Genomic DNA, 22,178 nt, shown 5'->3' with positions numbered 1-22,178 from the left:
TTGATCAGAGGACGAGCGTAAGCGTCGACCCGACGAGCATCAGCGCCGCGATCACAACGAACGCCGCGTAGATGCGGGGACGGTCGAGGAGCAGCGCATTGCCCGATATCCAGGCCGCGGTTGCGCCGCCAAGCGCAAACAGGAAGCCGTTCCGGTGACCAAAGGTCATGGAAGCGGCCATCAGCCCGCCAATGATCAGCGCGCCGAAGACGATGATCACGGCAACGGCGTATTTCTCGAAGTCGTTGCCGCCGCCCATGGCCGGGCCGATCGCGTTCAAATTCGTCAGATCGTCCGGATCGAACGGGTTGGTCGATCCATATTCATCTTGACCGACAGGTTCTCGCATCATTCATTCTCCGCTGACCGGCAACAAATCATCAACATCTGCCGAGCGCAACCGGATCGCGCCGTGCCGAAGGCCGCCGATGCGGTCTTCAACACTTTCTGATGCCGACTTGCCACGGTTTTTTTGCGCCGGTTCACAAAATCTACCCTGCTTTCGGGTCCACACGCCTGAATACCTGGAAAATGAATTACCTGGAAAAATCGCTGCGCACGATGCCGTGCCGCTGCAGCTTGTCGTAGAAGGTCTTGCGCGGAATGCCGAGCGCTTCAATCGTGCGCCGGACATCGCCGTAATTGCGGCCAAGTGCCTCGCGGATGACATCGGCCTCATAGCGTTCCAGCCGTTCCGGCAATGAACTGGCGTCATCCGGCTCCGCCGATGCGGAAGGTGGCGCTTGCGCCGCTTCCTCCAGTCCAAGCACGAAACGCTCGGCGAAATGCGCGAGTTCACGCACATTGCCCGGCCAGTCGTGCTGGCTCAGATGGCGATGCACTGAGGCAGGCACGGCTGGCATTTGCCGGCGGAAGCGGGCGGCTGCACGCTCTGCGAAGTAGAAGAAGAGCAGGGCGACGTCGTCGCGGCGTTCGCGCAGCGGCGGGATCGAGATCGTCACCACATTAAGCCGGTAGTAGAGATCCTCGCGGAAGGCGCCGCGCCGGCTGGCATCGCCGAGATCGACCTTGGCGGCGGCGACGACGCGCAGGTCGACCGGCCGGATTTCATTGGTGCCGAGCGGCGTCACCTCGCGCATTTCCAGCACCCGCAGCATCTGCACCTGGGTCGAGGCCGGCATGCTCTCGATCTCGTCGAGGAACAGCGTGCCGCCGCTCGAATGCTCGATCCGGCCGATGCGCTTCTTCTGTGCGCCGGTGAACGCGCCGGCCTCATGGCCGAACAGCTCGCTTTCGATGACCGTGTCCGGCAGCGTGCCGCAATTCAGCGCCACGAAATTGCCCCTGGCGCGGCGGCTCCAGCGATGCAGCAGGCTCGCCACCACCTCCTTGCCGGAGCCGGTCTCGCCGGTCACCAGAACGTCGACATCGGTATCGGCGATTTGCCGCAGCGTCCGGCGCAATCGTTCCATCGCCGGCGTCTGCCCGATCAGCGGCAGGCCGTCCTGCGCCTGTTCGGCGCTTTCGCGCAAGGCGCGGTTCTCCATCACCAGCCGGCGCTTTTCCGCCGCCCGTGCCACACTTTGCGCCAGCCGGTCGGCGGCGAAAGGCTTGGTGATGAAGTCGTAGGCGCCATCCTTGATCGCCTTGACCGCAACCGCGATGTCGCCATGCCCGGTGACCAGGATTACCGGAATGTCGGCATCGAGCTGCAAGACGCGGTCGAAGAGCTGCAGGCCGTCAATGCCGGGCATGCGGATGTCGGACACCACCACGCCGGGAAAATTGGCGTCGAGCCCGGCCAGCGCCTCGTTCGCCACCGCAAAGGCCGAGACGGAAAAACCAGCGAGTTCCAGCGTCTGCCGCGTGGCCCTCAGCAATTCGCTGTCGTCGTCGATCAATACGACCGGTGCGGTGTCCATCATGCTGCCCTGGCGAGGTGAATGGTAAAGCGCGTGCCGGCCTGGTCGCTCGCCACCTCGATGCGTCCGCCATAATCGGCAACGATGTCCTGCGAGATGACGAGGCCGAGCCCGAGGCCTTTTTCCTTCGAGGTGTTGAACGGCGTGAACAATGACTTGAGGATGGCAGGCGAAATGCCCGGCCCATTGTCGGCGACGGCAAGCGCCACGCCGTCGGCCGTCTCATGGGCCGACACCTGCACCCTGGCGCCGTCGCGACCGTCCAGCGCTTCCAGCGCATTCTGGAACAGGTTGATCAGCACCTGTTCGAGCCGCAGCCGGTTGCCCATCACCTTGAGCGTTACCGGCGGCAGCGTGATATCGAGCGCGTCCAGCCGGCCGGCAAAGCGGCTTCTGAGCAGCACCACGGCGCCCTCGATGACGCCGCGCAGTTCGACCGGTTCGGCTGCCGTGCGCCCCTTGCGGGCAAAGACCTTCAACTCTTCAGTGATGCCGCCGATGCGCTCGGTCAGCGCGGCAATCGCGCCAAGGTTCTCCTCGGCCGAGGCGGTCTGCTTGCGCTCCAGGAACACACGCGCATTGTCGGCATAGGCGCGGATCGTTGCCACCGGCTGGTTGATCTCATGCGCGACCCCGGCGGCAACCTGGCCGAGGGTAGCAAGACGGTTGGCCTGCACCAGTTCCTGCTGCATGACCTGCAGCTTGGCTTCGGTGCTGCGGTGATCGGTGATCTCGGCCTGCAGCCGGTCGCGAGCCAGGCTGAGGTCATGCGTACGCTCGACGACGCGGCGCTCGAGCTCGATGCGCGCTGCCTGTTCGGCGGCGATGCGCATCTGCGCCGACTGACGGCGCCACAGGAGGTAGCCGGCCAGCGCCAGCAACGGCACCACGACGCCCAGCGCCAGCAGCCGCATCTCACGCACCGCAGCCGCGATCGGCGCTTCGACCGGCACGAGATAATCGAGCCGCCATGGCGTCGATTGGACCAGTGTCGAAAGCCTGAGATATTCGGCATCGCTGCCGCCCGGTGTTATCGCATGCACCATCGACACGTCAGGGCTCAATGCCTCGGGGCGTGTGATCGGCAAGGGGATCAGCGGCGCGTTGCCGAATTGCTGGCTGCTCCGGATGGCGGCAGCCACCGGGCCGGTCAGCGGCGCGGTGGTCATGAAGCGCCAGGACGGCACGCTGGTGATCAGCACGACGCCGTGGTCGTCGCTGACATAGGCCGGCCGGTTGGCCTCATGCCAGTCGGCTTCAAGCTGGTCGAATTCCATCTTGACGACGACGACGCCGAGCGGTGCCGCCGCATTGCCGACGCGACGCGAAATATAGAGGCCCGGGCGCTTGCTGATGTTGCCCAGCGCAAAATATTCGGCCGTTCCCGATTGCATGGCGCCGGAGAAATAGGCGCGGAAACCATAGTCGTTGCCGACGAAGCTGGTTGTTTCGCGCCAGTTGCTGGAGGCGATCGCAAACCCGTCGACGCCGGTGACGTAAAGCACCGAAGCCTTGGTGCCGGAGACCAGCCCTTCGAGCTTGCGGTTGAGCACGTCGATCGTGACAGCGCCCTTGTTCTGCAGGGCGTCATGCACCTGCTGGTCCTCGGACAAGAGCAGCGGCAGCGCCCGCGGGCTTTCCAGCACGGCGCGCAGCAACGCAACCTTCAGATTGGCATCGGTGCGGCCTTGCGCCGCCAGTGCCGCGACCTCGGCGCGGCGCGCGTAGAGGCCGGCGCCGGTGAGCGCCGTGGCAACGATCACCAGCGCGATCGCCGCAAACAGCAGCCAGGCGCGACGCGCGCGTTTGCCGAGTTGCTCGGGCGTCGGCGACAGGACCGCGGCAGGGCGTTGCAGCATTCCCTATTTGTGCATGATTTCGCACAAAGCACAATTCAGTCATGCGGATGTCCGCACTTGCGGTTGCGGCGCACCAGCTCGGTCGACAAAGATCTCCAACAAAATCAATGGATACGGTAATGCCGCTCAGTCTGGCACGGCAGTTGCAGTGACCAGTACAGCAGTCGCGAGGCTGCGGAAACAACTTGCCCCGGGAGGTCGAGCTTTCGATCGGGGCGCCATGGAGGACGTCATGCAGCCAGCATTCGCTGCCGCCGAACCGCGCGGCAAGCTACCCTTTTACCGTCATCTCTACGTGCAGGTCCTGACGGCGATCGCCGCCGGCGTGCTGCTCGGTCATTTCTATCCCGAACTCGGTGCTTCGCTGAAGCCGCTCGGCGATGCCTTCATCAAGCTGGTCAAAATGGTGATCGCGCCGGTCATCTTCCTGACGGTGACCACAGGCATTGCCGGCGTCTCCGACCTGAAAAAGGTTGGCCGCGTCGCCGGCAAGGCGATGATCTATTTCCTGGTCTTTTCGACCCTGGCGCTGGTCGTCGGCATGGTCGTCTCCAACGTCGTCCAACCGGGCGCCGGCATGCACATCAATGCGGCGACGCTCGACCCCTCGAAGGTCGCCACCTTCACCGAGAAGGCGCATGACACGACCATCGTCGGCTTCCTGCTCAACATCATCCCCGACACCATCACCGGCGCCTTCGCGCAAGGCGACATCCTGCAGGTGCTGTTCTTCTCGGTGCTGTTCGGCATCTCTCTCGCTCTGGTCGGCGAGCGCGGCCGCCCGGTCGTCGGTTTCCTGCAGGCGCTGACCTCGCCTATCTTCCGCCTGGTCGCCATCCTGATGAAGGCCGCCCCCATCGGCGCCTTCGGCGCCATGGCCTTCACCGTCGGCAAATACGGCATCGGCGCGATTGCCAACCTCGCCTTTCTGATCGGCACCTTCTACCTGACGTCGCTGCTCTTCGTGCTGGTCGTGCTCGGCGCTGTCGCTTGGTACAACGGCTTCTCGATCCTCGCCTTGATCCGCTACATCAAGGAAGAGCTGCTGCTGGTGCTCGGCACCTCGTCCTCGGAAGCCGCTCTTCCCGGCCTGATGGCCAAGATGGAGCGCGCCGGCTGCAACCGCTCGGTGGTCGGCCTGGTCATCCCGACCGGCTATTCCTTCAACCTCGACGGCACCAACATCTACATGACGCTGGCGGCGCTGTTCATCGCCCAGGCGACCGATACGCCGCTCACCTATGGCGACCAGATTCTGCTGCTGCTGGTTGCCATGCTGAGCTCCAAGGGTGCCGCCGGCATCACCGGCGCCGGCTTTATCACGCTGGCCGCCACGCTCTCTGTCGTGCCTACGGTACCCGTTGCCGGCATGGCGCTGATCCTAGGGGTCGACCGCTTCATGTCGGAATGCCGGGCGCTGACCAACTTCGTCGGCAATGCAGTGGCGACGATCGTTGTGGCGCGCTGGGAAGGCGAACTCGACCAGACCAAGTTCGCCGCCGCCATGGCCGGCACATTGTCCGAGGAAGCCGACCTGGCGCTGTCGGGCGATCTGCAGCCCGCTTGACCGCTCCGGGCACTGACGTTTGAGCACAAGGCCGCAGCCGATTCGGTTGCGGCCTTTCCTTTTCCGCCTGCACGTGGCTGGCGCTGGCCGGGCCCTCCCGGGTAGGGTGCGGACGTAAAACCGAAAGGCCGGCGCATGAGCAATCCGTACCCCGAAATCTACCTCGTCCGTCACGGCGAGACGGAGTGGAGCGCTTCGGGAAAACACACCGGCCGCACCGACATACCGTTGACGGCAAAGGGCGAGGCGGCAGCTCGCGGCGTGGCGGACCGGCTCAAGGATCTGTCCTTCCAGGCGGTGTGGTCGAGCCCGTCGCAGCGAGCCTTCAGCACCTGCACGCTTGCCGGCTTCGGCGCTGCTGCCGTCAAGAAGGACGACCTGCAGGAATGGGACTATGGCGCCTATGAGGGCGTTAAGACCAAGGAGATTCTTGTGCAGCGCCCCGGCTGGCAATTGTTCCGTGACGGCTGTCCCGACGGCGAGTCGGTAGCGGATGTCGGCGCCAGGGCCGACAGGATCATCGCCGGGCTGCGGGCAATCGAGGGCAATGTGCTGGTGTTTTCAAGCTCGCATTTCCTGCGCGTGCTGGCCGCGCGCTGGCTCGGTCTGCCACCCGAAGGCGGTGCGCACTTCGTGCTTGATACCGCGAGCCTCAGCATCCTCGGCTATGAGCACGATCTGAGCGAGCCGGTGATACGCAGGTGGAACCAGAAGTAGTGTTTCTCAGCAAGCCTGCCTCTTAACGCGCGAGCACCGCCAATTCCTCCGATGTCAGATGCCGCGCCTTGCCCTTGGCGAGCTCGCCGAGCTGCAAACCGCCGATCGCCACCCGAACCAGCCTCAGCACCTCGATGTCGAATGCCCGGAGCAGGCGGCGGATCTGGCGGTTGCGGCCCTCGTCGAGCACGATTTCCAGCCAGGCAGTGCGGCCGCCGCTGCGCAGCAGTTCGATCGAACTTGCGGTCAGCAGTTCGCCGTCGACGATCGCTCCGTCGCGAAAGCGCGCCAGCATCGCTTCGTCGGGCGCGGTGCCGATCTGGACATGATAGGTCTTGGCGACATGCGAGGCCGGATCGAGCACGCGGTTGGCCCAGCGCGTGTCGTTGGTCATCAGCAACAGGCCTTCGCTGGCCTTGTCGAGGCGGCCGACCGGCGACACGAAAGGCAACTCCAGTTCCACCAGGCAGTCATAGACGGTGCCACGATCCTGCGGGTCATCGCGCGTGGTGACCTGTCCGCGCGGCTTATTGATCATCAGGTAGACTTTTGCCTCGCCGACGATCTGCTCGCCGTCGACAGCGATGCGGTCGCGGCCGAGATCGACACGCAGCGACGGATCGCGCACCACCTTGCCGCCAACCTGCACGCGCCCTTCGGCGATCAGCAGCTCGGCCTGCTTGCGCGAACACAGGCCGAGTTTGGAAAGCGCCCGGTTCAGGCTGACGCCTGCGCTCGGGGCCTGGTGTTGGGCGATGTCTGGTGGCCGTGCCATGTCCTGCTTGCCATCCCAATGATCGGCATCGACAAATGCCACGCCCCGCATTGGCTTCGCAACCTGCCGCGGCACCAACATCACGGGTCGCGGGAGCGGGGCTGTTCTCAAATACGATGTGTCAGGGGGTCGGGCTCAACAGCCCGCCATGGAACGCTGCCCCGCGACGGACGTTGTTGCCGACGAGCGATTTGTCGCGAAAGGCACCGCCATGAAGAAAATCTACCAAAAGCCGACGCTCGTGAAGCGAGGCAGGCTCACCAGCCTGACGGCTCAGATCGTCGCTTCTGGGGTCATTCTGGGGGAATGATCCCCCAGATAACGGAAGGGATAAATCGATGAGCGAGCGCGGCGTTGATTTCCTGCAGGGCTGGATCCACGAGCACCTGCCGGGCGAACTGCCTGCCGACAAGGCAACGGCTCGAACCCTAACCACGCGAGCTGCCCTGGATGCTCGGCATTTAGGCCTTGAGGTCAGCGAGATCGAAGAGGAGTTCGGTTCGTTGGAACGGGTGATTTTCGAGGCACTCGATCAGCCCGATATCTGAGCCCCCGATATGAGCCCATCGCAGGCGAATATCGGCCCATCGCCATCCTGGCGGTGGGCTTTTCGGTGATGGCATCCGAGGGTGCCCAGCGCTAGGCAGCCCGCGCAGCTGACGCTCCCCGTGCCGGCGGCAATTCGAACACAGTGGCGCCGTTCTCCCGGCCGCGTTCGACATAACCGATGACACGGAACCATTTGCCGACGTCGGCCCGCTGCAGCCAGCTGCGCGAGTGGATGGGCAGGTTGCCGGCCAGCGCCTGAATGTGGCGGATGTGGCGCCTGCAGAAGCGGACCGTCGCGGCGCTGAAGAAACCCTCCTGCGCGGCAAACAGCGTGTCGGCGGCGTCGCTGTTTTCGTGCCAGGCGACGATCGCCACCGTCTTGTCGCCGTCGACCAGCGCGTGCGCCCGGCCTTCCTTCAAATTCATCATCAGATTGTCGTAGGCGACCTTGCTGTCCTTGCCGGCGGCCACATACTCGTCCGACATCCGCGTGGACAGATCGCGGAAGACACTTTCGAGATCGCCGATCGTAGCTGCGCGTGCTCGCATTTCTCCTCCTGCAGCCCCGGCAGGCAGTTTGCCCTAGGCAGACGGGATCACCAAGCAAATCAAATCCGCCATTTGGCCGATGCGCGCAAAGTGATTTCATTGGGCGGCAAATGTTGGACGCCGCCATCTCCTATCGCGGCAAGCCTGTCATTCGCGTTGCGCCGGTTTTCGTATTTGGTTGACATTGGGCTGATGGAGGCGCGGGTTGCGCCGGGCGTTTGGGCCTTGGGGCATATTTCAATGAAAAAAAGTATACGAAAAGCCGGTCCTGCACCGGAAGGGCAAACTTGCGGCGCATGTTGCTTCGCCTACGTCAGGTGGCGGCGGAACCATTGACGTTCCGCCATCCACTGACGAGACTTGATATAGAGCTCCACTGAGCGCGAGACTTGCTGATCAACAGAAAGCCCGCTGGCTCAGGCCGGCGGGCTTCTTTCGTTTCTGGAACCATTTCAGTGCATGCCGAATTGACTCGCGATCGCGTTCGGGAGGGGAAGCATGCAAGACCAGCATGTCGATGAGCCGGTTCGCGTGGCGCTCGGCAGGTCCGGAAACACGATCTACAAGGTGGGGCGCGTGGCGCAGGCCGCCGACATCCTGATGAACCGCTGGCCCGCGAAGACGGGCCGCTATCACGTCGCCGCCCGCAAGGCCTGCCTCGGCGTTCTCGAAGGCCTGAAAGAGGCGCACTATGCCCGCGCTGCCTTCGTCAATGCGGCGATCGAGGCCGATATACTGGTCGAGCGCGACCGCGAGGGTTGAACGGCCACGGCTTTCCATCGCCTCTTTGTTTGCGTAACGTAAACTGGCAGACCGGTCGGGAGCCTTCCATGTGCAACGACTATGAGCAGCATATTCTCTGGGCTGAGTATTGCCGGATGCTGGAGTCGCTGGCACTCGAGATCCCGACCCACCAGACGGAACTTGACCTGCCGCAGGTTGATGACATCCACATCAATGATCCGGCCCCGATCATGCGCGCCGCCGGCGACGCCGGCGCTGTCGAACTGACGCCGATGACGTTCGGATTTCCACCGGCCGGACCGAAAGGCGGACCAGTGTTCAACTTCCGCTCCGAAGGCAGGCAATTCGCCGGCAGCAAACGCTGCCTCGTTCCGGCATCCGCCTTCTTCGAGTTCACGGGCACGAAGTATCCGAAGGCAAAGCATCGCTTCACGCTCAACGGCTCGCCGTTCATGGCCATCGCAGGGCTTTGGCGTGAAGCTAGCGGCAACAAGCCGCCAACCTTCACCATGCTGACAACCGAGCCTGGACCGGATATTGCGCCCTATCACAGTCGGCAGGTCGTGGTGCTTCGGCCCGGCGATTGGGCGGCTTGGCTCAGTCTGACGAAGCCGGAAGCCGGACTGCTGCAGCCGCTTCCAGCCGGCTCGCTGCGCGTGGAGACCGTGCGCCCCGAAAGTTCATAACTCGGTTGCGCAGGCTTGCCGGCACAGCCGGCAGGCCGAAATCAGGAATCCGTCGGTGCGGCGCCAGGAAGTCAAGCCCTTGATGTTCAGTGAGCGGCCCGAGAGATGGGTGACAGTTCATTCCGGAGACATGGGTAACACTTTCGGCCCTTTGCAAGGAGGGCAAGGTGCCTTGGAAGGAGTGTAACGTCATGGAAGAGCGGCTGAAGTTCATTGCCCGGCTGCTGGACGGCGAGAAGATACCGGTGCTTTGCCGTGAGTTCGATATCTCGCGCAAGACCGGCTACAAGATCCTCACACGCTACAATGACAGTGGCCTTGAGGGGCTGACGGATCGATCACGCCGACCCTACCGCCACGCCAATCAGCTTCCGTTTCAAATCGAGAAGCTGATTGTGCGCCTCAAGCAAGACAAGCCGACCTGGGGTGCGCCAAAGATACGCGAACGGTTGGCCCGGCTGTATCCTGACGTTCACCGGCCTGCGATCTCGACGGTGCATGCGGTTCTCGACCGCCATGGCCTGGTCGAGCGCCGCAAGCGAAGGCGCAACAGGGCGATGGGAACACCACTTTCAAACGGCTATCGGCCCAACGATCTGTGGTGTGCCGACTACAAAGGCGAGTTCATGCTCGCCGATCGGCGCTATTGCTATCCGCTGACGATCACCGACTTCGCCAGCCGCTATCTCATCGCCTGCGAGGCGTTGTCGACTACCAAGGAAGCCTATGCCTTCACGGTGTTCGAGAGCGTTTTCAAAGAGTTCGGCCTGCCCAGCGCCATCAGGACCGACAATGGCGTTCCCTTTGCCAGCCCAAACGCGCTGTTCAATCTCAGCAAACTGTCGGTCTGGTGGCTGCGCCTGGGCATCGACATCGAGCGCATCCAGCCGGGCTGTCCGCAGCAGAACGGGCGCCATGAGCGCATGCACCTGACTCTCAAGAAGGAAACCACCAAACCGGCTGGCGCCAATTTCCTGCAGCAGCAGGCCAGGTTCGATGACTTCATCAATGAGTTCAACTCAGAACGCCCACATCAGGCGCTCGACATGGCCTGTCCAGCCGAGCGCTACACGCCGTCACCGCGCATCTATGCCGGCCTGCCGGATCTCGATTATCCGTTTCACGACAAGGCCGTCACCGTCACCACCTGCGGCCGCATCTGCTACAATCGCAAGAAGATCAACCTCAGCCTCGTCTTTGCCGGCCAGACCGTCGGCATCAAACAGGTCGAGGACCATATCTGGCTGGCTTCCTTCATGGATTATGATTTGGGCTTCTTCGATGATGAGACATGCAGGCTCGAACCACTCCAAAACCCCTTCGGGCCAAAAGTGTTACCCATGTCTCCGATATAAACCGTAACCTATGTGTCCGGAATGGACCTGAAAATGTTGGTGCCCAGAGGCGGAATGGGCAGATCGCTGAAAAAAGACAACAAAATCAACGACGCGGCTGACCGATTTGCACTCGCTGTGTAACACCGGCGTGTAGAAAAGTCTACTATAAGCCTGCGCCTCGGATGCGTTGCTGCCTCAAGAACGCTCAGTTCCCATCTTGAAAGTTACGTGATTCTGACTTACGAGGAAGGTCGCGGCAGATGCCGCCTCGCTCAACGAGCGTGAGCAGGGCTCCCTTGGCCCAGCTTAGAGACAGCGATCCCTGTTCTGTAGTTGCTCGGTCAGCAGGAACATGGTCAACGGCGTTCACACCGCCTCCGGATGACCGAACGGCCCGTCTCGTCAAGTCCTAACTCAGCATGAGTCGGGCTGGCGAACGGCATTTAGATGCTCGTCGGCGGCTCGACTCCAAGTTCAAAGGAGTCAGCAACAATGGTACCGACTGTACCGAATCAATTACCCAATACGCGAGCCGTCCTCGGACACAATCAACCTCCCGAAAGTTCGGTTGCAAAGCAACTTAACGGCATTGAAAGGGCTATCGGAACCTACGAGGACCTCCGCAATGACGGCCTTCGCCTCTGCATCGTACAGGCCACGTCTGTGGCCCAAGAAATCAGACAAGGGGGGCCGCGTGCGTGGGCGGATTTCATTAACGAGCCGAAGTGGGGCGACAACGCGCCACCATCCAATGGTAAGAAATATCTCTACCATGTTTTTCGTTGGATTTTTGGTCTGGGAGGCGCCGCGGCCAAGAATGCCAGCCTTTATAGTCGCGCGGTGCAGGCGCTGCTCAACGAAGGCGTCGAGGTTGAGGAGCTTGAAGAGCATTTGAAGCGAAGTACACTCAAGAAACTCGCTGCAACTGGTGCCTCGTCGAAGCGAGAAAAAAAGAAGATTGTCGGCCACCGTACGCGACCGAGCAAGCCTAATAGTCCATCTAACAAAGCTACCTGCCAATCCAAACTGGATAGCAAGATTGCAAACAAACCAGAGGCATCAAAAGCCGATACGCCGACGACGACGCGGGCGCACTACGATGGCTCCATCAAGGTGGAGTTCGTTGGCAACACGCAGCCCTTTCTTGGTTTGGAAAGGAACAAGGATTTCATTTTGCGGGCTCGGGTTATCAGCCTTGGGAATCCCTTCAAGATTGCTATCAACGAGGCCTTCCTTGACCCAGACCCTCGCGACTAGGTCATCACGGTCAGCCGAGCCGTTTTTCCGCAGGCAAACTTGTCGACGTCGATCATTTCGGACGGTCCGAAATTGCAGTTAAGACGTTCTTCAAAGGCCGGTCGAGCTAAAGCTCCGCCGGCCTCTTTTTAACCTGCCTCTCGTCGCGATGTCTTGGCAACGCGCCGAGGTCGCCGGTAAAGGCTCATTGCCAGCCACGGCCCAATCCCAATTGTCGAACATCGAACAGTCACGCCACGCGCGGAATCGCCACGCATAGCCAACCTGTTCTTCACCCTTTCGGATGTCGGTTCCACTGGACCCGCCCATGGCTGTGTTTGTCGGTGGGAGGCGATTGGGGCTGCCTGAGGAGGCTACGGCAACACGGTATTGGAGGCAGGCCACCGACCTCCACTACCCACGAAGACACCTCACACGGGAGGACAACCCCATCACAACCAACCAACCCAAGGAGGAGACGATGGCTATAGAGCTGACACCGAAAATGATCGAGGACCTAACGTACGGATACACCTCAATGGTAGAAGAGCGAATGGTGTGCGGCGCGACAGCGACGCTGCTCACCTTCCAGTTCAACCACCTCAGCGGCTCGACATCGACCGTCAACAAGAAGATGCAGGAAACGGTGGAGAAGGTCTATTCGCAAATTCTGACACGCTGTTTTAAGAAGCCTAAGAACATACCGACGATCAAAATGCCGTTTTGGATTTGTACGCCCGACTATCCAGTTTTTAAGCGCCACAAAGACAACTTTCGCACCATCGTGAACAATGACGGGCGGCATATCCACGTCATCGCTGTAATGCCTCCCGACACACGCATGACTCAGACGCTCGACGACCATTTTCATCACGAGCAGTTCCGCTATTCAGGCTATAAACCTCGCCCACTTTGGTGCCTGGATTCGCAGCCAATTACGCACGATCTTTCATTCGTAGTCGACTACGGTCGTAAGGGCATCAAGACCCCTCGTGTGGGGTTCGACGGGCAGTTCATCCTTCCGCGTACTCACTCGGAAATGGAGTCGCTTCGAGCCGACAAGACCGAGCGGGAATTCCTCAAAGACCTCAACTTTTAAAACTTGGCCAGCCCTGGATGCTGCCAGCATCCAGGGCTGGCTTTCACGTCGCACTAGACGCAGGTAGCCGTTCTATCCGGCACCCTTACCCAATGCACTATTCACAACTGGACTTCTCTTCGCGGAGGATGCCGCCGCCCGATCCCTCGGATGATGGCGCGTAAAGGGCTGAAGCGAGGCGGCAACAAGCCCCTCGCGTAACCCAACCTTCCCGGAGAGAACTTATGAAAAAGGATGCTTCAGCGTCCCGGCGGAGCCATGCGCTCGCCGTGCGCCAGCCGATTGCCAAGGGCAGTTCAAACAGGAGAGCAGATAAGGCTGTTCGCCCTGTCGGCCCCTGCAATCCCACTACAATCGAACTGTGTGCAGGAGCTGGCGGGCAAGCCATCGGCGTCGCCCGCGCGGGTTTCGACCATCTGGCGTTGGTGGAATTCGATGCTGCCTGCTGTTCGACGTTGTGGGCAAACCGGCCGCTTTGGGATGTATTTCACTGCGACATCGCCAAGTTCGACGGTCGCCGCTACCTGGACAAGGTCGACTTGCTTGCAGCCGGTCTGCCCTGCCTGCCGTTCACCGTCGCGGGCAAGCAGGAAGGAGAGCTCGACGAGCGCAACATGTTCCCCGACGCCTTGCGCCTGATCGGAGAGATGCGACCCAAAGCCATCATGATCGAGAATGTCGGGGTTCTTGGCGCCTCGCTTCGAAACATATCGCGAGCAATTGCGGAACCAGCTCGGCCTGCTCGGCTACGCGGTCGACTGGCGCCTGTTCAATGCTGCTGACTTCGGGGTGCCGCAGGCCCGGCAGAGAGTGTTCATCGTGGCAATGCTGAGGCGGTATTCATCGGCCTTTGCATGGCCAGAGCCTGCTGCCAAACCTCCAATATGGTTGGGCCGATGCCAAGGCTTGGCGGTCGAACGCTACCGGCCCGGCTCCCACCATCGTCGGTGGCTCAAAGAAGCACGGTGGACCGGACCTTGGCCCTACGCGCACTCGGCAGGCGTGGGAAAAGCTCGGCGTGAACGGCAAGTCCGTTGCCGATGCCGCACCAGAGCGTGGCTTTGTCGGCTTCCCTCGCCTGACCGTCGCCATGGTTGCCCGCCTGCAAGGCTTTCCTGATGGCTGGAAGTTCAGCGGTGGCAAGACTGCCGCCTATCGCCAAGTAGGCAACGCCTTGCCTCCGCAGCTGGCGCAGGCCATGGCGAAGAGCATCCGCACGGCGCTCAGGGCAGCAGATAACGGCCCCTCAACAACCTTCGCTGTTCTCATCTAACGCAATGCAGTCAGCCGCGTCCTGTAGAACCGCCGGCCTTTGACGCGGCTTCGACCTTAGCGTCGCCCGTAGAGGCTTTTTTTCCCAGCGTTTGGTGGTCTTAGCGGGTGCCTCCACCCATCGGATAACCGGTAACGGCAAATCGGGCGCCAACGCTATGTCCCGCATCCAGCGAATACCAATTCTTCTGCGGGTCTATTTTTGCGCCAGCCTTGGAACGCGATGAACGGTCTACAATCCGTCACACCTAAAGAAAGGAACATAGAGTGAAGATAATCACAAAAAGCGCCGAGCTGGTGATGTGGCTCGCGGACGACATTCTGTTGAGAGAGCCGTTGGCAGACGTCCCTGTCGGCATAGTGGAACTCTACAAGGGCCTGATCGCGATGTTCATCGAGTTCGGAGACATGCGAAACGATGACTTTTATGAGGACGCCGTATCGAGGTGGCTTCGCGAGGCGTCAGCCAAGCCGGAGACGATGCGTTGCAATCAGCACACCGTCGAAATGATCTCCTGCCTGATAGTGGCGGTGGCGAGATGCGAGTTCAGCGTCTCGCTTGAGACATTCATTGATCATCTTACCGAGGGGTCCGTTCTGCTGAAGCACTTGAGGTTCAGGAAATCGAAGAGTCAAACCAAGATAGAGAGTTTGCCATCGCTTCATGGGATGGGCATCAAAATCGACGTTACACTAAGAGCGACGCCCGAAGAGGACATGCAAGTGGTTTACAGGTGGATCACTGATCGTCGGGCAAGTGTCCCAGCATTGCGCGTTAAAAGCTCATCAGATCGGGCACAACGCCGATCACTGAACTGAAACTACGCGTATCCACCTTTAGGGTGTCGACGCTAAGATGTTGATTTAATTAACATAATTCTTGACAGTTGCCTATTGGCTCGCTATACTGAGCCGGGTTCGGAAGACCGATTTTGGTACCGAGGCAGCTGAAAAGGTGGGTTTTTGAACACTATCGCCACAGGGCGTCGAGCCCGACAATTACCGCCTCCGGCTTGGCGCCGACACCACTGTTCATCATCTGAAAACACAACCAAGGGCCCCATCTCGGGGCCCTTTTCTTTGGGAGACCCTCAATGACCAACGCAGCTGTTTCTGCCGGTACTGCAACCGCCTCGCCAGCGTTAATCGTCCTAGGACTCGATGACGGCGGCAAAGCCCATGCCTCCTGGTTTGGCGAGGACGAAACCGACGTTGCCGAAAAGGCGGCGGGTATGATGGGCATGGCGGCACTTAGGGCCTCAACCGACGAGTTGCGCGACCTGGCGGGTAAGCTCCCACAGGGCAGGGTGTTTGCCAGCGGTAAGGCTTTCGTGCCCTTTGTGAAGGCTGCGACATTCGACAAAATCGCGACCCACCTGCCAAGTACCTACAAGTGGCCGATCAGAGCCGCCAAGCCTGCTGCTGAGAAACTGAAGCCCGGCAAAAAGGCATCCAGCACCGGAATCCAGGAGAGCGGGCCGAAACGCCCCGAACCATCGCGGCCGACCGATTGGGCGAAGATAGAAGTGGGAAGCTTGGTCTTGGCCACGGAAGGCGCCTACCAAGGGTGGTTCGAGGCACAGGTGGTAAGGATCAGCCCTGACGGCGTCTACAGCCTGCGCTGGCGCGATTGGCTCGACGTTCCAGTGTTCACGCGCAAGCTGATCCATATCGCGCTGTTGCATCCCGAACATACCGACTGACCCAAGCTGGGCGTGTGGCCAAAGGCCGCCGCCCACCGTTCCCAAAACTCACAGCAGAAAAAATGGTCCCGACAAGGGCCATGATGAGAAGGATTCGCACATGAGTTTGCAATGCAGCTTTGGTGAGACGTGCCCGCTTGGAAGTAGGCAGCAACGCATCGCGCAGCTGAATGATTGCCTGCGCACCGCCGCACAAGGCGGACGGATTGTGATGACGGCCGGAATCGCGGCCCTGAGTGCTGCCGACATTACCGACACGGTCGCGACGCCTTCAATGACGACAATGACCCTCACGGCGAGCACGACTGCGCTGTGCTGGAAATCGACGGTAGGACAGTAATCTGGAAGATCGACTACTACGACCAGTCGATGACCTTCGCCTCAGACGACCCAGCCGAGCCAGCTATCACGACCCGCGTACTCACAATCATGCTGGGCGAGGAGTACTGAGATGCTTGTTCGTGGGATTTCCCGGCGAGCTCTGTTAGGCGCCTTGCCGTTTGCATTTGTCGACCATGCGACGCCCTCGGTGGGCGGGGCTGCGGAATATCATGGCTGTGCGGCTGCCCCTCACTGTCAGGACGTATCGCCTGCGCTGGTGAAGGCGATCTGCTCGCACTGCGCCGCCTACTCGGAGCTTCGGCAAATTGCTCGCCAAGCCGATGCTGTCGTGGCGGGTCGCCCCATCACGCGCGATGAATTCGACCGTTTGGATTCGGCGAGCGATGTAGAAAGAGAGTTTCTGCTGGCCCTTTGCGCGTACCCGGCTGCAAACGATGCCGAGCGCCACGACAAGGCGACCTACCTGCTCGGAATATTCGAAGGCGACGAGCCGGAGCCGGAGCTGGTCAAAGCGATCCTCAGGTCGATGAGTCGGCAGGCTGATCGTACGATTGACCCTGCTGCTCAGTCGGCATTACGAGGTCAACATGGCTGACGCCAAGCGCTTTTGCGATCTGGAACAGCATTTGAATAGTGGGGTTACACTTACCGTTCTCGAGCCCACTTACGTACTGCTGATTACAGGCGGCTGATCAAAGGTTGTGCTTTGGCGCTGCAATACACGCCTGCATTGCAAAGGCCAAAAATGGCCGAACTCGACCCCCCGGTTGACGCCTCGATGGGTGTTTTTGAGGCCGCATACGGGCCGCCAGCACGCGCCGACGCGCTGGCGGCCCAATGCCTCGACCAAAGGTGGCCTCGCGCTTTGTAAGTATCAGCAAAAGCCCACCGGTTTAGTCGCCGACACCGCGCGAGCCGCCACCCGTCGCTGCAAAATTCCCAAGCGTTGAGATCCTTCAATCAAGTAGGCTACCCAGTCCCTTGGTTGGTCCGTTAAGCCAGCTTCTGGGAGACTTGCCCGCAAATGATGGCGGATAGCAGAGGCCCCCCTGACTTCCCTATATACACATGGCAGCTATCAACCGCAGCTATTCTGAGGCTGGGAGTTGGTACACTCCCTGTGTATTGAGGAGAGTTGCCAGCCCGGTAATGATCTGCGGCATAACAAACGGCTTGGTGATCATCAGGCTGTTGGGCACTCCAGACGGCCAATCGTCCGCACCATCGCCGCTCATGTATATCACTGGCATAGTAGGATTGGCGCCTCGGAGGTGCCGGCCCACATCCCACCCGGTCGGGCCGTCTCCAAGTCTGATATCTGTCAGCAGAGCCGCAACTCGCTCCGGCTCACGATCAAAAGTCACAATGGCCCTTTAAGACGGCGATCACCTCGAACCCGGCCTGGCGGAGAGAGTTCTCGACGTCTAAGAGGATCATGCTCTCATCCTCCACGATCAAGACGGAACCCGACGGCATTGCAAGCCTGCCCCCCGTGAGTAATTCCTCAGCAATTCAACGGCGAGGCCTCGAATGTTCCTCGCATAATAACATATGTTAATCTGGGGGATAGCAGGCTGTGATCCGGAGTGCGCGGCTTCGAACGCTATGGCCCCTCACAAAAACAGCCACTTAGGTCGGAACTTATATCAAATGTTATAGTTAGGAAGGGGTCTCTGAGCGGTTGGGAAGGATCCTAGGCGGCATGATGTCTGAGCCCGAGCGTCGCCTTGTCCAAAGGCTTATCGACGAGACCAACATAACGGAGGCGCAAGCCTTGGAGTTGATAGCGCTGCTGGGAGGGAATTGGTCCTCTCTGATGCGGGAAGCCAAAGGGATCAAGCACGATCTAACGTCGCCAGCCCAACCGCCATCGAAATTAGCGCCCACAGCAAATTGGTGGGCTACCCGAACGGGTTCTTGATGGCACAGGCTCCTTCTTCAAACATCTTGATCCGCAAGCTCCAGACCATCTCGGAACTCGCACAATCAGATATTGGCATTCTGGGGAACATTTCGATTCAGGAGAAGGAATATCAGCCCAATGAAGACATTTTGCGCGAGGGCGAGAAGCCGAGCCTTTCCTTCGTCGTTCTTGACGGCTTGATAGGGTCGACCAAACTAACCGGGGAGGGCAAGCGTCAGATATCCTCCTTTTTTGTTCCGGGCGACATTCCCGACCTGCATGGTTTGCATTTGTCGGTCATGGATTGCACGTTCACCCCTCTGATGCCCTCTCGAGTGGGCTTCATGCGGCACGACGATCTTCGCGCCATTTGCGACCAGCACTCTTCGATAACGAGAGTGTTTTGGCGCTCCACTGTGATCGATGCGGCGATCTATCGAGAGTGGGTCACCAACGTCGGAAGGCGCGACGCCTACTCTCGTATGGCTCACATTCTTTGCGAACTTATTGTCCGCCTTCGCTCGGTCGGTCGCATTGAAGATCATGTGGCCTATCTCCCCATAACGCAGGCTGCACTTGGCGACGCACTTGGCCTCTCCTCCGTGCACGTGAACCGAGTGCTTCAGGACCTTCGACGCGACGGTCTGATATCTACCCTTGGCTCGCGTTTTCATGCGCCCGACTGGGCAGGGCTCGTTCGCGCCGCAGATTTTGACTCTACCTATCTGCATCATAGGGCTGCGCAGACGGGTGCCGGTTTCTGAGAATGCTGGGTCGCTCATGATGCATTAAGCCAACCCCTCGCGATCCTTGAAACCGAATCTGCTGTAGAACCCGCACTCCTCGGTTGTGTGCGTCAAGTTCTGCAAAATGGGGCAGCCATGATGCTGGCCATGATGCTGGTCATGCGGCTTGGCGCAGAGCGAGCTTCTTGTGCTCGCGCAGGTCGTCCATGTTGATGTATCGGTTGGCCTCCATCCAGTTTTCATTGGTCTCGACGGCCAACGCCCTGACCAGGCGCAGGCAGCTTTCGGTATTGGGGAAGATGCGCACGACATAGGTGCGCCGGCGGATTTCCTCGTTGAGCCGCTCCAGCATGTTGGTGGATTTGAGATGCTTGTGGTGCTGTCTCGGCAGCCTGAAGAAGGTCAGGGTTTGTTCGATGGCATCCTCGGCCCAGCCTGTCAGGCGCGGATAGCGTGCCGACCATTTGGCAAGCCATGCGGCAAGATCAGCCCTGGCCTCTGCGAGATCGCGCCGGTCGTAGAGCCAGCGCAATTCCTGCAGGCAGTCGTCGCCGTGCTTCCTCGGCAGATGATCGAGCGCGTTCCTGAGGAAGTGCACGTAGCAGCGTTGCCAGGCGGCTTCGGGGATCACCTCGCCGATCGCTGCCACCAGGCCGGCGTGATCGTCGGACACAACCAACTCGACGCCCTTGAGGCCGCGCGCCTTGAGGCCGACGAGGAAGTCCCTCCAGGCCGAGCGGCTCTCGCGATTGGCCATCTCCACGGCCAGGATCTGGCGCCTTCCGTCCCAGTCGATACCGACCGCGATCAGCACCGCCTGGCTCATGACAACACCGGCTTCACGCACCTTCTCGTAGCGCGCATCGAGGATGAGGTAAGGAAACGGCTCTTGAAGGGGGCGCCTGGCAAAGGCAGCGAGGCTCTCGTCCAGCCGCTTGTTGATGGCCGAGATCGACGAGGCCGAGAAGGCATGGCCGCACAGTTCTTCCGTGATCGCCTTCACCTTGCGGGTCGACACGCCCTGCACATACATCTCCGCCAGTGTCGCCACCAAGGCCCGCTCGGAACGCTGGTAGCGCTCGAACAGCTCGGTGGAGAAGCGCCCGGCCCGGTCCTGCGGAACCCGCAGCTCGAGCTTGCCGACCCGCGTCACAAGGGTACGGCCGTAATAGCCCGAGCGATAGCCAAGCCGTTCGGGCGTGCGCTCGCTCTTCGAGGCACCCAGCGCCTCGTCCATCTCGGCCTCAAGCACCTCCTGCATCACCGCACGGAGCACTTCGTGCAATCCATCCGGGTTCGAAAGCAAAATGTCTTTGACGGCAGCGCTGGCGGTCTTAACTTCAGTCTTGGTCATGGTGGCGTTCCTTCGCGGGAATCAGGTGACGTGAACAATCACCAGCCTGCCATGACCGCCCCCTCTCAGCGAATTTGCAGAACTCTCAGCACACTACCCACTCCTCCAACAGGAATGTCGAATGTCGATCACTGCTTGAGAACTGGACCGCAGACTTACCTAGCGACGGCATGGCTTCCCAAAGCTACGACTTGAACCCGCCGAAAGCTGGACGTTGTTTGACGTCTTCACTGGGTAATACCCCCGCAGCGCGTGGGCGTCTGGCTAACTATCTGGACGAGGAATATTCCCGGCATCTTCAGCCTTCTGGCCGTGTCGACCTGAGGCGAGGGTTCCCTAGGGTAACCTCTAAAGTACGACTGCCCTGAAACACGTGCGGAGCGCCGGATAGTGTCCAAATTTCGCAAAGCCAATGCACCGGCGCTGCTTAGCCATAGTGGAGACGCGGCTTCGGCAACGTTCCTGTAAATTGAACCCCAATTCGGTCGTTCCTGCGCCACCGCAGGACTGCTTGGTAGGCAACGCCGTCGGTCGGCACGTAAAGCACAAACCGCTCAGGGACACGCGCTTCCACCGGGACTTTGAGCTCAGCTCCGCCACTGTTTTGGTTCCGAATGGTGCAACTGATCTCGGAGTTTGTAATTCCGCTGATGATTGAGGCGCCTTTAAGCACCCGCTGCCTCCGTTCGCGGCGATGCTCTTCATCAACCATGTGACCTCCATCGGTCACCCCCCGGCCCTATGGTAAGCCCACCGGCGAACAACTGTCCATCTGGGGCCTCGCTCGGTAGCCGGACGGCATAGATGCCCGTTGCGCTGGTGAATTCGCCGGCCGCCAACGCGAAAACAGACCCGAGTGGTCCCGTTGCGTATAGCGTTGTTAATCCGGCAGCAGCATCTCCTCTTCATCGGCCGCGGCCTCGAACAGCAGCCGGAAGTCGTTACCCAGCATCTTGCCATCCATCGCAGATAGGCAAGCCTCGGCCGCCAGCCGCCACTTGGGGCCACGATTGGACCATTTTAGGAGCTCCTCAGCGGCGGCATCAACCCGGTTGACACCAAGGCGAAGCCCCGGGCGCTCGGTCTTCACATAAACTGGAGGGTTGAACCAACGGTGGGGCATCACGCTTCTCGAGCGTTGAAGGCGATGAACAGTCCCCAAACGGAGGCTGAATCGACGATCATTTCGACTAACTGGCAGTCAGTTTCGAGAAGATCGCGGCCGGCGCTCGGGCACCGCTGCAATGGTCGCCTTGACGGAAGTATGTTGCCGGGTTGTGAGCCCAACAGGACCTCGCGGACCAGCTCCTTGGCCGTTTGCTGCGTAGGCCGAACAGGTGCTTGAATGTCCATCCCATCCTCCCAGAGAGATAGAACCTCATCAGCTATTCTGTGGGTCACTTTCCGAAAAAGGCAAGAGTCGGAAACGTACAAAGCAGGTTCCCGCAAACACCGCATTTGCTCGAGGCATGTGAATGCAAATCCAAGGATTTTACGCCGTGCTCGCCACAGCAAGGATGGACAAAGCGGAGGAGTTCTATACCCGGCTATTCGAGCGGAGGCCTGATGATCGCCCCATGGACGGGTTGATCCAATGGCGCAACATCGCAGGCGCCAACTTGCAAATCTTCCAGGATAAGGAAAATGCTGGGTCCGGCAGACTGACTATTGTGGTCCCCAAAATGGACAAAGCCCGAAGGTCGCTTGAAGAAAGTGGCGTGACGCTCACAGGTGAATCGGAGGGTGACTACGGGAAGATTGCCCAGATCGCAGACCCTGACGGCAATCGTATCACTCTTGCAGAGCCCCCATCGCGGCCTTACAACACATGAAGGATTTCGACTCCCCTGTTTGGCA

24 protein-coding genes and 1 pseudogene are annotated in these 22,178 nt (G+C 60.4%); 17 read left to right on the top strand and 8 right to left on the bottom strand.

Going from position 1 to position 22,178, the window contains the following annotated elements:
• Positions 1-4 precede the first annotated feature (4 nt).
• The 3 genes from NLY43_RS14355 to NLY43_RS14345 all read right to left on the bottom strand — a co-directional run bounded on the left by NLY43_RS14355 (position 5) and on the right by NLY43_RS14345 (position 3,742).
• Positions 5-352 (bottom strand): hypothetical protein, encoded by a 348-nt coding sequence (locus NLY43_RS14355; protein ID WP_032885862.1) that lies wholly within the window; start codon positions 350-352, stop codon positions 5-7.
• A 184-nt stretch (positions 353-536) separates the two neighbouring features.
• Positions 537-1,886 (bottom strand): sigma-54-dependent transcriptional regulator, encoded by a 1,350-nt coding sequence (locus NLY43_RS14350; protein WP_023711388.1) that lies wholly within the window; start codon positions 1,884-1,886, stop codon positions 537-539.
• Positions 1,883-3,742, bottom strand: a complete 1,860-nt coding sequence (locus NLY43_RS14345) for a sensor histidine kinase (protein WP_023711387.1) — start codon at positions 3,740-3,742, stop codon at positions 1,883-1,885. Before NLY43_RS14345 ends, NLY43_RS14350 begins: the two co-directional genes overlap by 4 nt.
• Positions 3,743-3,974: 232 nt before the next feature.
• On the opposite strand from NLY43_RS14345, the gene NLY43_RS14340 reads away from it, so the two are divergent.
• Positions 3,975-5,309 carry a dicarboxylate/amino acid:cation symporter gene (locus tag NLY43_RS14340; RefSeq protein ID WP_023711386.1) on the top strand — a complete coding sequence of 445 codons (1,335 nt, stop codon included), beginning with the start codon at positions 3,975-3,977 and terminating at the stop codon, positions 5,307-5,309.
• Between the two features lie 135 nt (positions 5,310-5,444).
• Positions 5,445-6,026: a histidine phosphatase family protein gene (locus NLY43_RS14335; protein ID WP_023711385.1), complete on the top strand. Its 582-nt coding sequence runs from the start codon at positions 5,445-5,447 to the stop codon at positions 6,024-6,026.
• Between the two features lie 22 nt (positions 6,027-6,048).
• Here the strand turns inward: NLY43_RS14335 and NLY43_RS14330 are convergent, their stop codons facing one another.
• The gene (locus NLY43_RS14330) at positions 6,049-6,801 is read right to left on the bottom strand and encodes a pseudouridine synthase (protein ID WP_023711384.1); all 753 of its coding nucleotides are present in this window, start codon (positions 6,799-6,801) and stop codon (positions 6,049-6,051) included.
• Positions 6,802-6,949: 148 nt separating this feature from the next.
• Between NLY43_RS14330 and NLY43_RS14325 the strand changes: the two genes are divergently transcribed.
• Both NLY43_RS14325 and NLY43_RS14320 read left to right on the top strand, forming a co-directional pair.
• The gene (locus tag NLY43_RS14325) at positions 6,950-7,111 is read left to right on the top strand and encodes a hypothetical protein (protein ID WP_023669672.1); all 162 of its coding nucleotides are present in this window, start codon (positions 6,950-6,952) and stop codon (positions 7,109-7,111) included.
• Between the two features lie 28 nt (positions 7,112-7,139).
• The gene (locus NLY43_RS14320; RefSeq protein WP_023711383.1) at positions 7,140-7,349 is read left to right on the top strand and encodes a DUF768 domain-containing protein; all 210 of its coding nucleotides are present in this window, start codon (positions 7,140-7,142) and stop codon (positions 7,347-7,349) included.
• 91 nt (positions 7,350-7,440) lie between these two features.
• Here the strand turns inward: NLY43_RS14320 and NLY43_RS14315 are convergent, their stop codons facing one another.
• Positions 7,441-7,899, bottom strand: coding sequence for a hypothetical protein (locus NLY43_RS14315; RefSeq protein ID WP_023696662.1), 459 nt, complete (start codon positions 7,897-7,899; stop codon positions 7,441-7,443).
• Positions 7,900-8,397: 498 nt separating this feature from the next.
• On the opposite strand from NLY43_RS14315, the gene NLY43_RS14310 reads away from it, so the two are divergent.
• The 12 genes and pseudogenes from NLY43_RS14310 to NLY43_RS14250 all read left to right on the top strand — a co-directional run bounded on the left by NLY43_RS14310 (position 8,398) and on the right by NLY43_RS14250 (position 18,985).
• Positions 8,398-8,661: a DUF982 domain-containing protein gene (locus tag NLY43_RS14310; protein WP_023711382.1), complete on the top strand. Its 264-nt coding sequence runs from the start codon at positions 8,398-8,400 to the stop codon at positions 8,659-8,661.
• A 68-nt stretch (positions 8,662-8,729) separates the two neighbouring features.
• Positions 8,730-9,329 carry an SOS response-associated peptidase gene (locus tag NLY43_RS14305; RefSeq protein ID WP_023696660.1) on the top strand — a complete coding sequence of 200 codons (600 nt, stop codon included), beginning with the start codon at positions 8,730-8,732 and terminating at the stop codon, positions 9,327-9,329.
• A 167-nt stretch (positions 9,330-9,496) separates the two neighbouring features.
• Entirely contained in the window at positions 9,497-10,684 is a 1,188-nt protein-coding gene (locus NLY43_RS14300; RefSeq protein ID WP_502882170.1) for a helix-turn-helix domain-containing protein, read from the top strand.
• A gap of 474 nt (positions 10,685-11,158) precedes the next feature.
• Positions 11,159-11,923 carry a hypothetical protein gene (locus NLY43_RS14295; protein WP_156933220.1) on the top strand — a complete coding sequence of 255 codons (765 nt, stop codon included), beginning with the start codon at positions 11,159-11,161 and terminating at the stop codon, positions 11,921-11,923.
• A 460-nt stretch (positions 11,924-12,383) separates the two neighbouring features.
• Positions 12,384-13,001, top strand: coding sequence for a hypothetical protein (locus NLY43_RS14290; RefSeq protein ID WP_156935613.1), 618 nt, complete (start codon positions 12,384-12,386; stop codon positions 12,999-13,001).
• A gap of 224 nt (positions 13,002-13,225) precedes the next feature.
• Positions 13,226-14,120 (top strand): annotated as a pseudogene (locus NLY43_RS32590) (DNA cytosine methyltransferase).
• Positions 14,020-14,274 (top strand): DNA cytosine methyltransferase, encoded by a 255-nt coding sequence (locus tag NLY43_RS14280; protein ID WP_245260267.1) that lies wholly within the window; start codon positions 14,020-14,022, stop codon positions 14,272-14,274. Before NLY43_RS32590 ends, NLY43_RS14280 begins: the two are co-directional and overlap by 101 nt.
• Before the next feature lie 266 nt (positions 14,275-14,540).
• Complete coding sequence (locus tag NLY43_RS14275; protein ID WP_023713140.1) at positions 14,541-15,092, top strand: hypothetical protein; 552 nt, start codon at positions 14,541-14,543, stop codon at positions 15,090-15,092.
• Between the two features lie 275 nt (positions 15,093-15,367).
• Complete coding sequence (locus NLY43_RS14270) at positions 15,368-15,976, top strand: hypothetical protein (RefSeq protein ID WP_023699342.1); 609 nt, start codon at positions 15,368-15,370, stop codon at positions 15,974-15,976.
• A 312-nt stretch (positions 15,977-16,288) separates the two neighbouring features.
• Positions 16,289-16,426, top strand: coding sequence for a DUF3768 domain-containing protein (locus NLY43_RS14265; protein WP_023713139.1), 138 nt, complete (start codon positions 16,289-16,291; stop codon positions 16,424-16,426).
• 1 nt (position 16,427) lies between these two features.
• On the top strand, positions 16,428-16,913 hold the full coding sequence (locus NLY43_RS14260; protein WP_023713138.1) for a hypothetical protein: 486 nt from the start codon (positions 16,428-16,430) through the stop codon (positions 16,911-16,913).
• Between the two features lie 1,325 nt (positions 16,914-18,238).
• Positions 18,239-18,985, top strand: coding sequence for a Crp/Fnr family transcriptional regulator (locus NLY43_RS14250; RefSeq protein WP_023699338.1), 747 nt, complete (start codon positions 18,239-18,241; stop codon positions 18,983-18,985).
• A gap of 139 nt (positions 18,986-19,124) precedes the next feature.
• Here NLY43_RS14250 and NLY43_RS14245 read toward each other — a convergent pair whose 3' ends face one another.
• From NLY43_RS14245 to NLY43_RS14235, 3 genes are all read right to left on the bottom strand, one after another.
• Positions 19,125-20,321: an IS256 family transposase gene (locus tag NLY43_RS14245; RefSeq protein ID WP_286456782.1), complete on the bottom strand. Its 1,197-nt coding sequence runs from the start codon at positions 20,319-20,321 to the stop codon at positions 19,125-19,127.
• A gap of 427 nt (positions 20,322-20,748) precedes the next feature.
• Positions 20,749-21,033 (bottom strand): PilZ domain-containing protein, encoded by a 285-nt coding sequence (locus NLY43_RS14240; protein WP_023737203.1) that lies wholly within the window; start codon positions 21,031-21,033, stop codon positions 20,749-20,751.
• A 168-nt stretch (positions 21,034-21,201) separates the two neighbouring features.
• The gene (locus tag NLY43_RS14235) at positions 21,202-21,444 is read right to left on the bottom strand and encodes a DUF982 domain-containing protein (RefSeq protein WP_023711235.1); all 243 of its coding nucleotides are present in this window, start codon (positions 21,442-21,444) and stop codon (positions 21,202-21,204) included.
• 352 nt (positions 21,445-21,796) lie between these two features.
• Between NLY43_RS14235 and NLY43_RS14230 the strand changes: the two genes are divergently transcribed.
• Entirely contained in the window at positions 21,797-22,153 is a 357-nt protein-coding gene (locus NLY43_RS14230) for a VOC family protein (RefSeq protein ID WP_023699336.1), read from the top strand.
• Positions 22,154-22,178 lie beyond the last annotated feature (25 nt).

This window comes from Mesorhizobium sp. C416B (assembly GCF_030323165.1).
In the GTDB taxonomy this organism is placed as follows: domain Bacteria; phylum Pseudomonadota; class Alphaproteobacteria; order Rhizobiales; family Rhizobiaceae; genus Mesorhizobium.
Note: the sequence above shows the minus strand (reverse complement) of the source record. Positions and strands in the feature narration are given on the sequence as shown.

Excerpts from the sequence above, each read along its gene's own strand:
- NLY43_RS14325 (WP_023669672.1), top strand. The coding sequence starts at position 6,950 with ATGGAACGCTGCCCCGCGACGGACGTTGTTGCCGACGAGCGATTTGTC.
- NLY43_RS14330 (WP_023711384.1), bottom strand. The coding sequence starts at position 6,801 with ATGGCACGGCCACCAGACATCGCCCAACACCAGGCCCCGAGCGCAGGC.
- NLY43_RS14230 (WP_023699336.1), top strand. The coding sequence starts at position 21,797 with ATGCAAATCCAAGGATTTTACGCCGTGCTCGCCACAGCAAGGATGGAC.
- NLY43_RS14315 (WP_023696662.1), bottom strand. The coding sequence starts at position 7,899 with ATGCGAGCACGCGCAGCTACGATCGGCGATCTCGAAAGTGTCTTCCGC.
- NLY43_RS14245 (WP_286456782.1), bottom strand. The coding sequence starts at position 20,321 with ATGACCAAGACTGAAGTTAAGACCGCCAGCGCTGCCGTCAAAGACATT.
- NLY43_RS14345 (WP_023711387.1), bottom strand. The coding sequence starts at position 3,742 with ATGCTGCAACGCCCTGCCGCGGTCCTGTCGCCGACGCCCGAGCAACTC.
- NLY43_RS14310 (WP_023711382.1), top strand. The coding sequence starts at position 8,398 with ATGCAAGACCAGCATGTCGATGAGCCGGTTCGCGTGGCGCTCGGCAGG.
- NLY43_RS14290 (WP_156935613.1), top strand. The coding sequence starts at position 12,384 with ATGGCTATAGAGCTGACACCGAAAATGATCGAGGACCTAACGTACGGA.
- NLY43_RS14295 (WP_156933220.1), top strand. The coding sequence starts at position 11,159 with ATGGTACCGACTGTACCGAATCAATTACCCAATACGCGAGCCGTCCTC.
- NLY43_RS14350 (WP_023711388.1), bottom strand. The coding sequence starts at position 1,886 with ATGATGGACACCGCACCGGTCGTATTGATCGACGACGACAGCGAATTG.
- NLY43_RS14240 (WP_023737203.1), bottom strand. The coding sequence starts at position 21,033 with ATGGTTGATGAAGAGCATCGCCGCGAACGGAGGCAGCGGGTGCTTAAA.
- NLY43_RS14355 (WP_032885862.1), bottom strand. The coding sequence starts at position 352 with ATGATGCGAGAACCTGTCGGTCAAGATGAATATGGATCGACCAACCCG.
- NLY43_RS14320 (WP_023711383.1), top strand. The coding sequence starts at position 7,140 with ATGAGCGAGCGCGGCGTTGATTTCCTGCAGGGCTGGATCCACGAGCAC.
- NLY43_RS14270 (WP_023699342.1), top strand. The coding sequence starts at position 15,368 with ATGACCAACGCAGCTGTTTCTGCCGGTACTGCAACCGCCTCGCCAGCG.
- NLY43_RS14260 (WP_023713138.1), top strand. The coding sequence starts at position 16,428 with ATGCTTGTTCGTGGGATTTCCCGGCGAGCTCTGTTAGGCGCCTTGCCG.
- NLY43_RS14235 (WP_023711235.1), bottom strand. The coding sequence starts at position 21,444 with ATGCCCCACCGTTGGTTCAACCCTCCAGTTTATGTGAAGACCGAGCGC.
- NLY43_RS14335 (WP_023711385.1), top strand. The coding sequence starts at position 5,445 with ATGAGCAATCCGTACCCCGAAATCTACCTCGTCCGTCACGGCGAGACG.
- NLY43_RS14250 (WP_023699338.1), top strand. The coding sequence starts at position 18,239 with ATGGCACAGGCTCCTTCTTCAAACATCTTGATCCGCAAGCTCCAGACC.
- NLY43_RS14340 (WP_023711386.1), top strand. The coding sequence starts at position 3,975 with ATGCAGCCAGCATTCGCTGCCGCCGAACCGCGCGGCAAGCTACCCTTT.
- NLY43_RS14305 (WP_023696660.1), top strand. The coding sequence starts at position 8,730 with ATGTGCAACGACTATGAGCAGCATATTCTCTGGGCTGAGTATTGCCGG.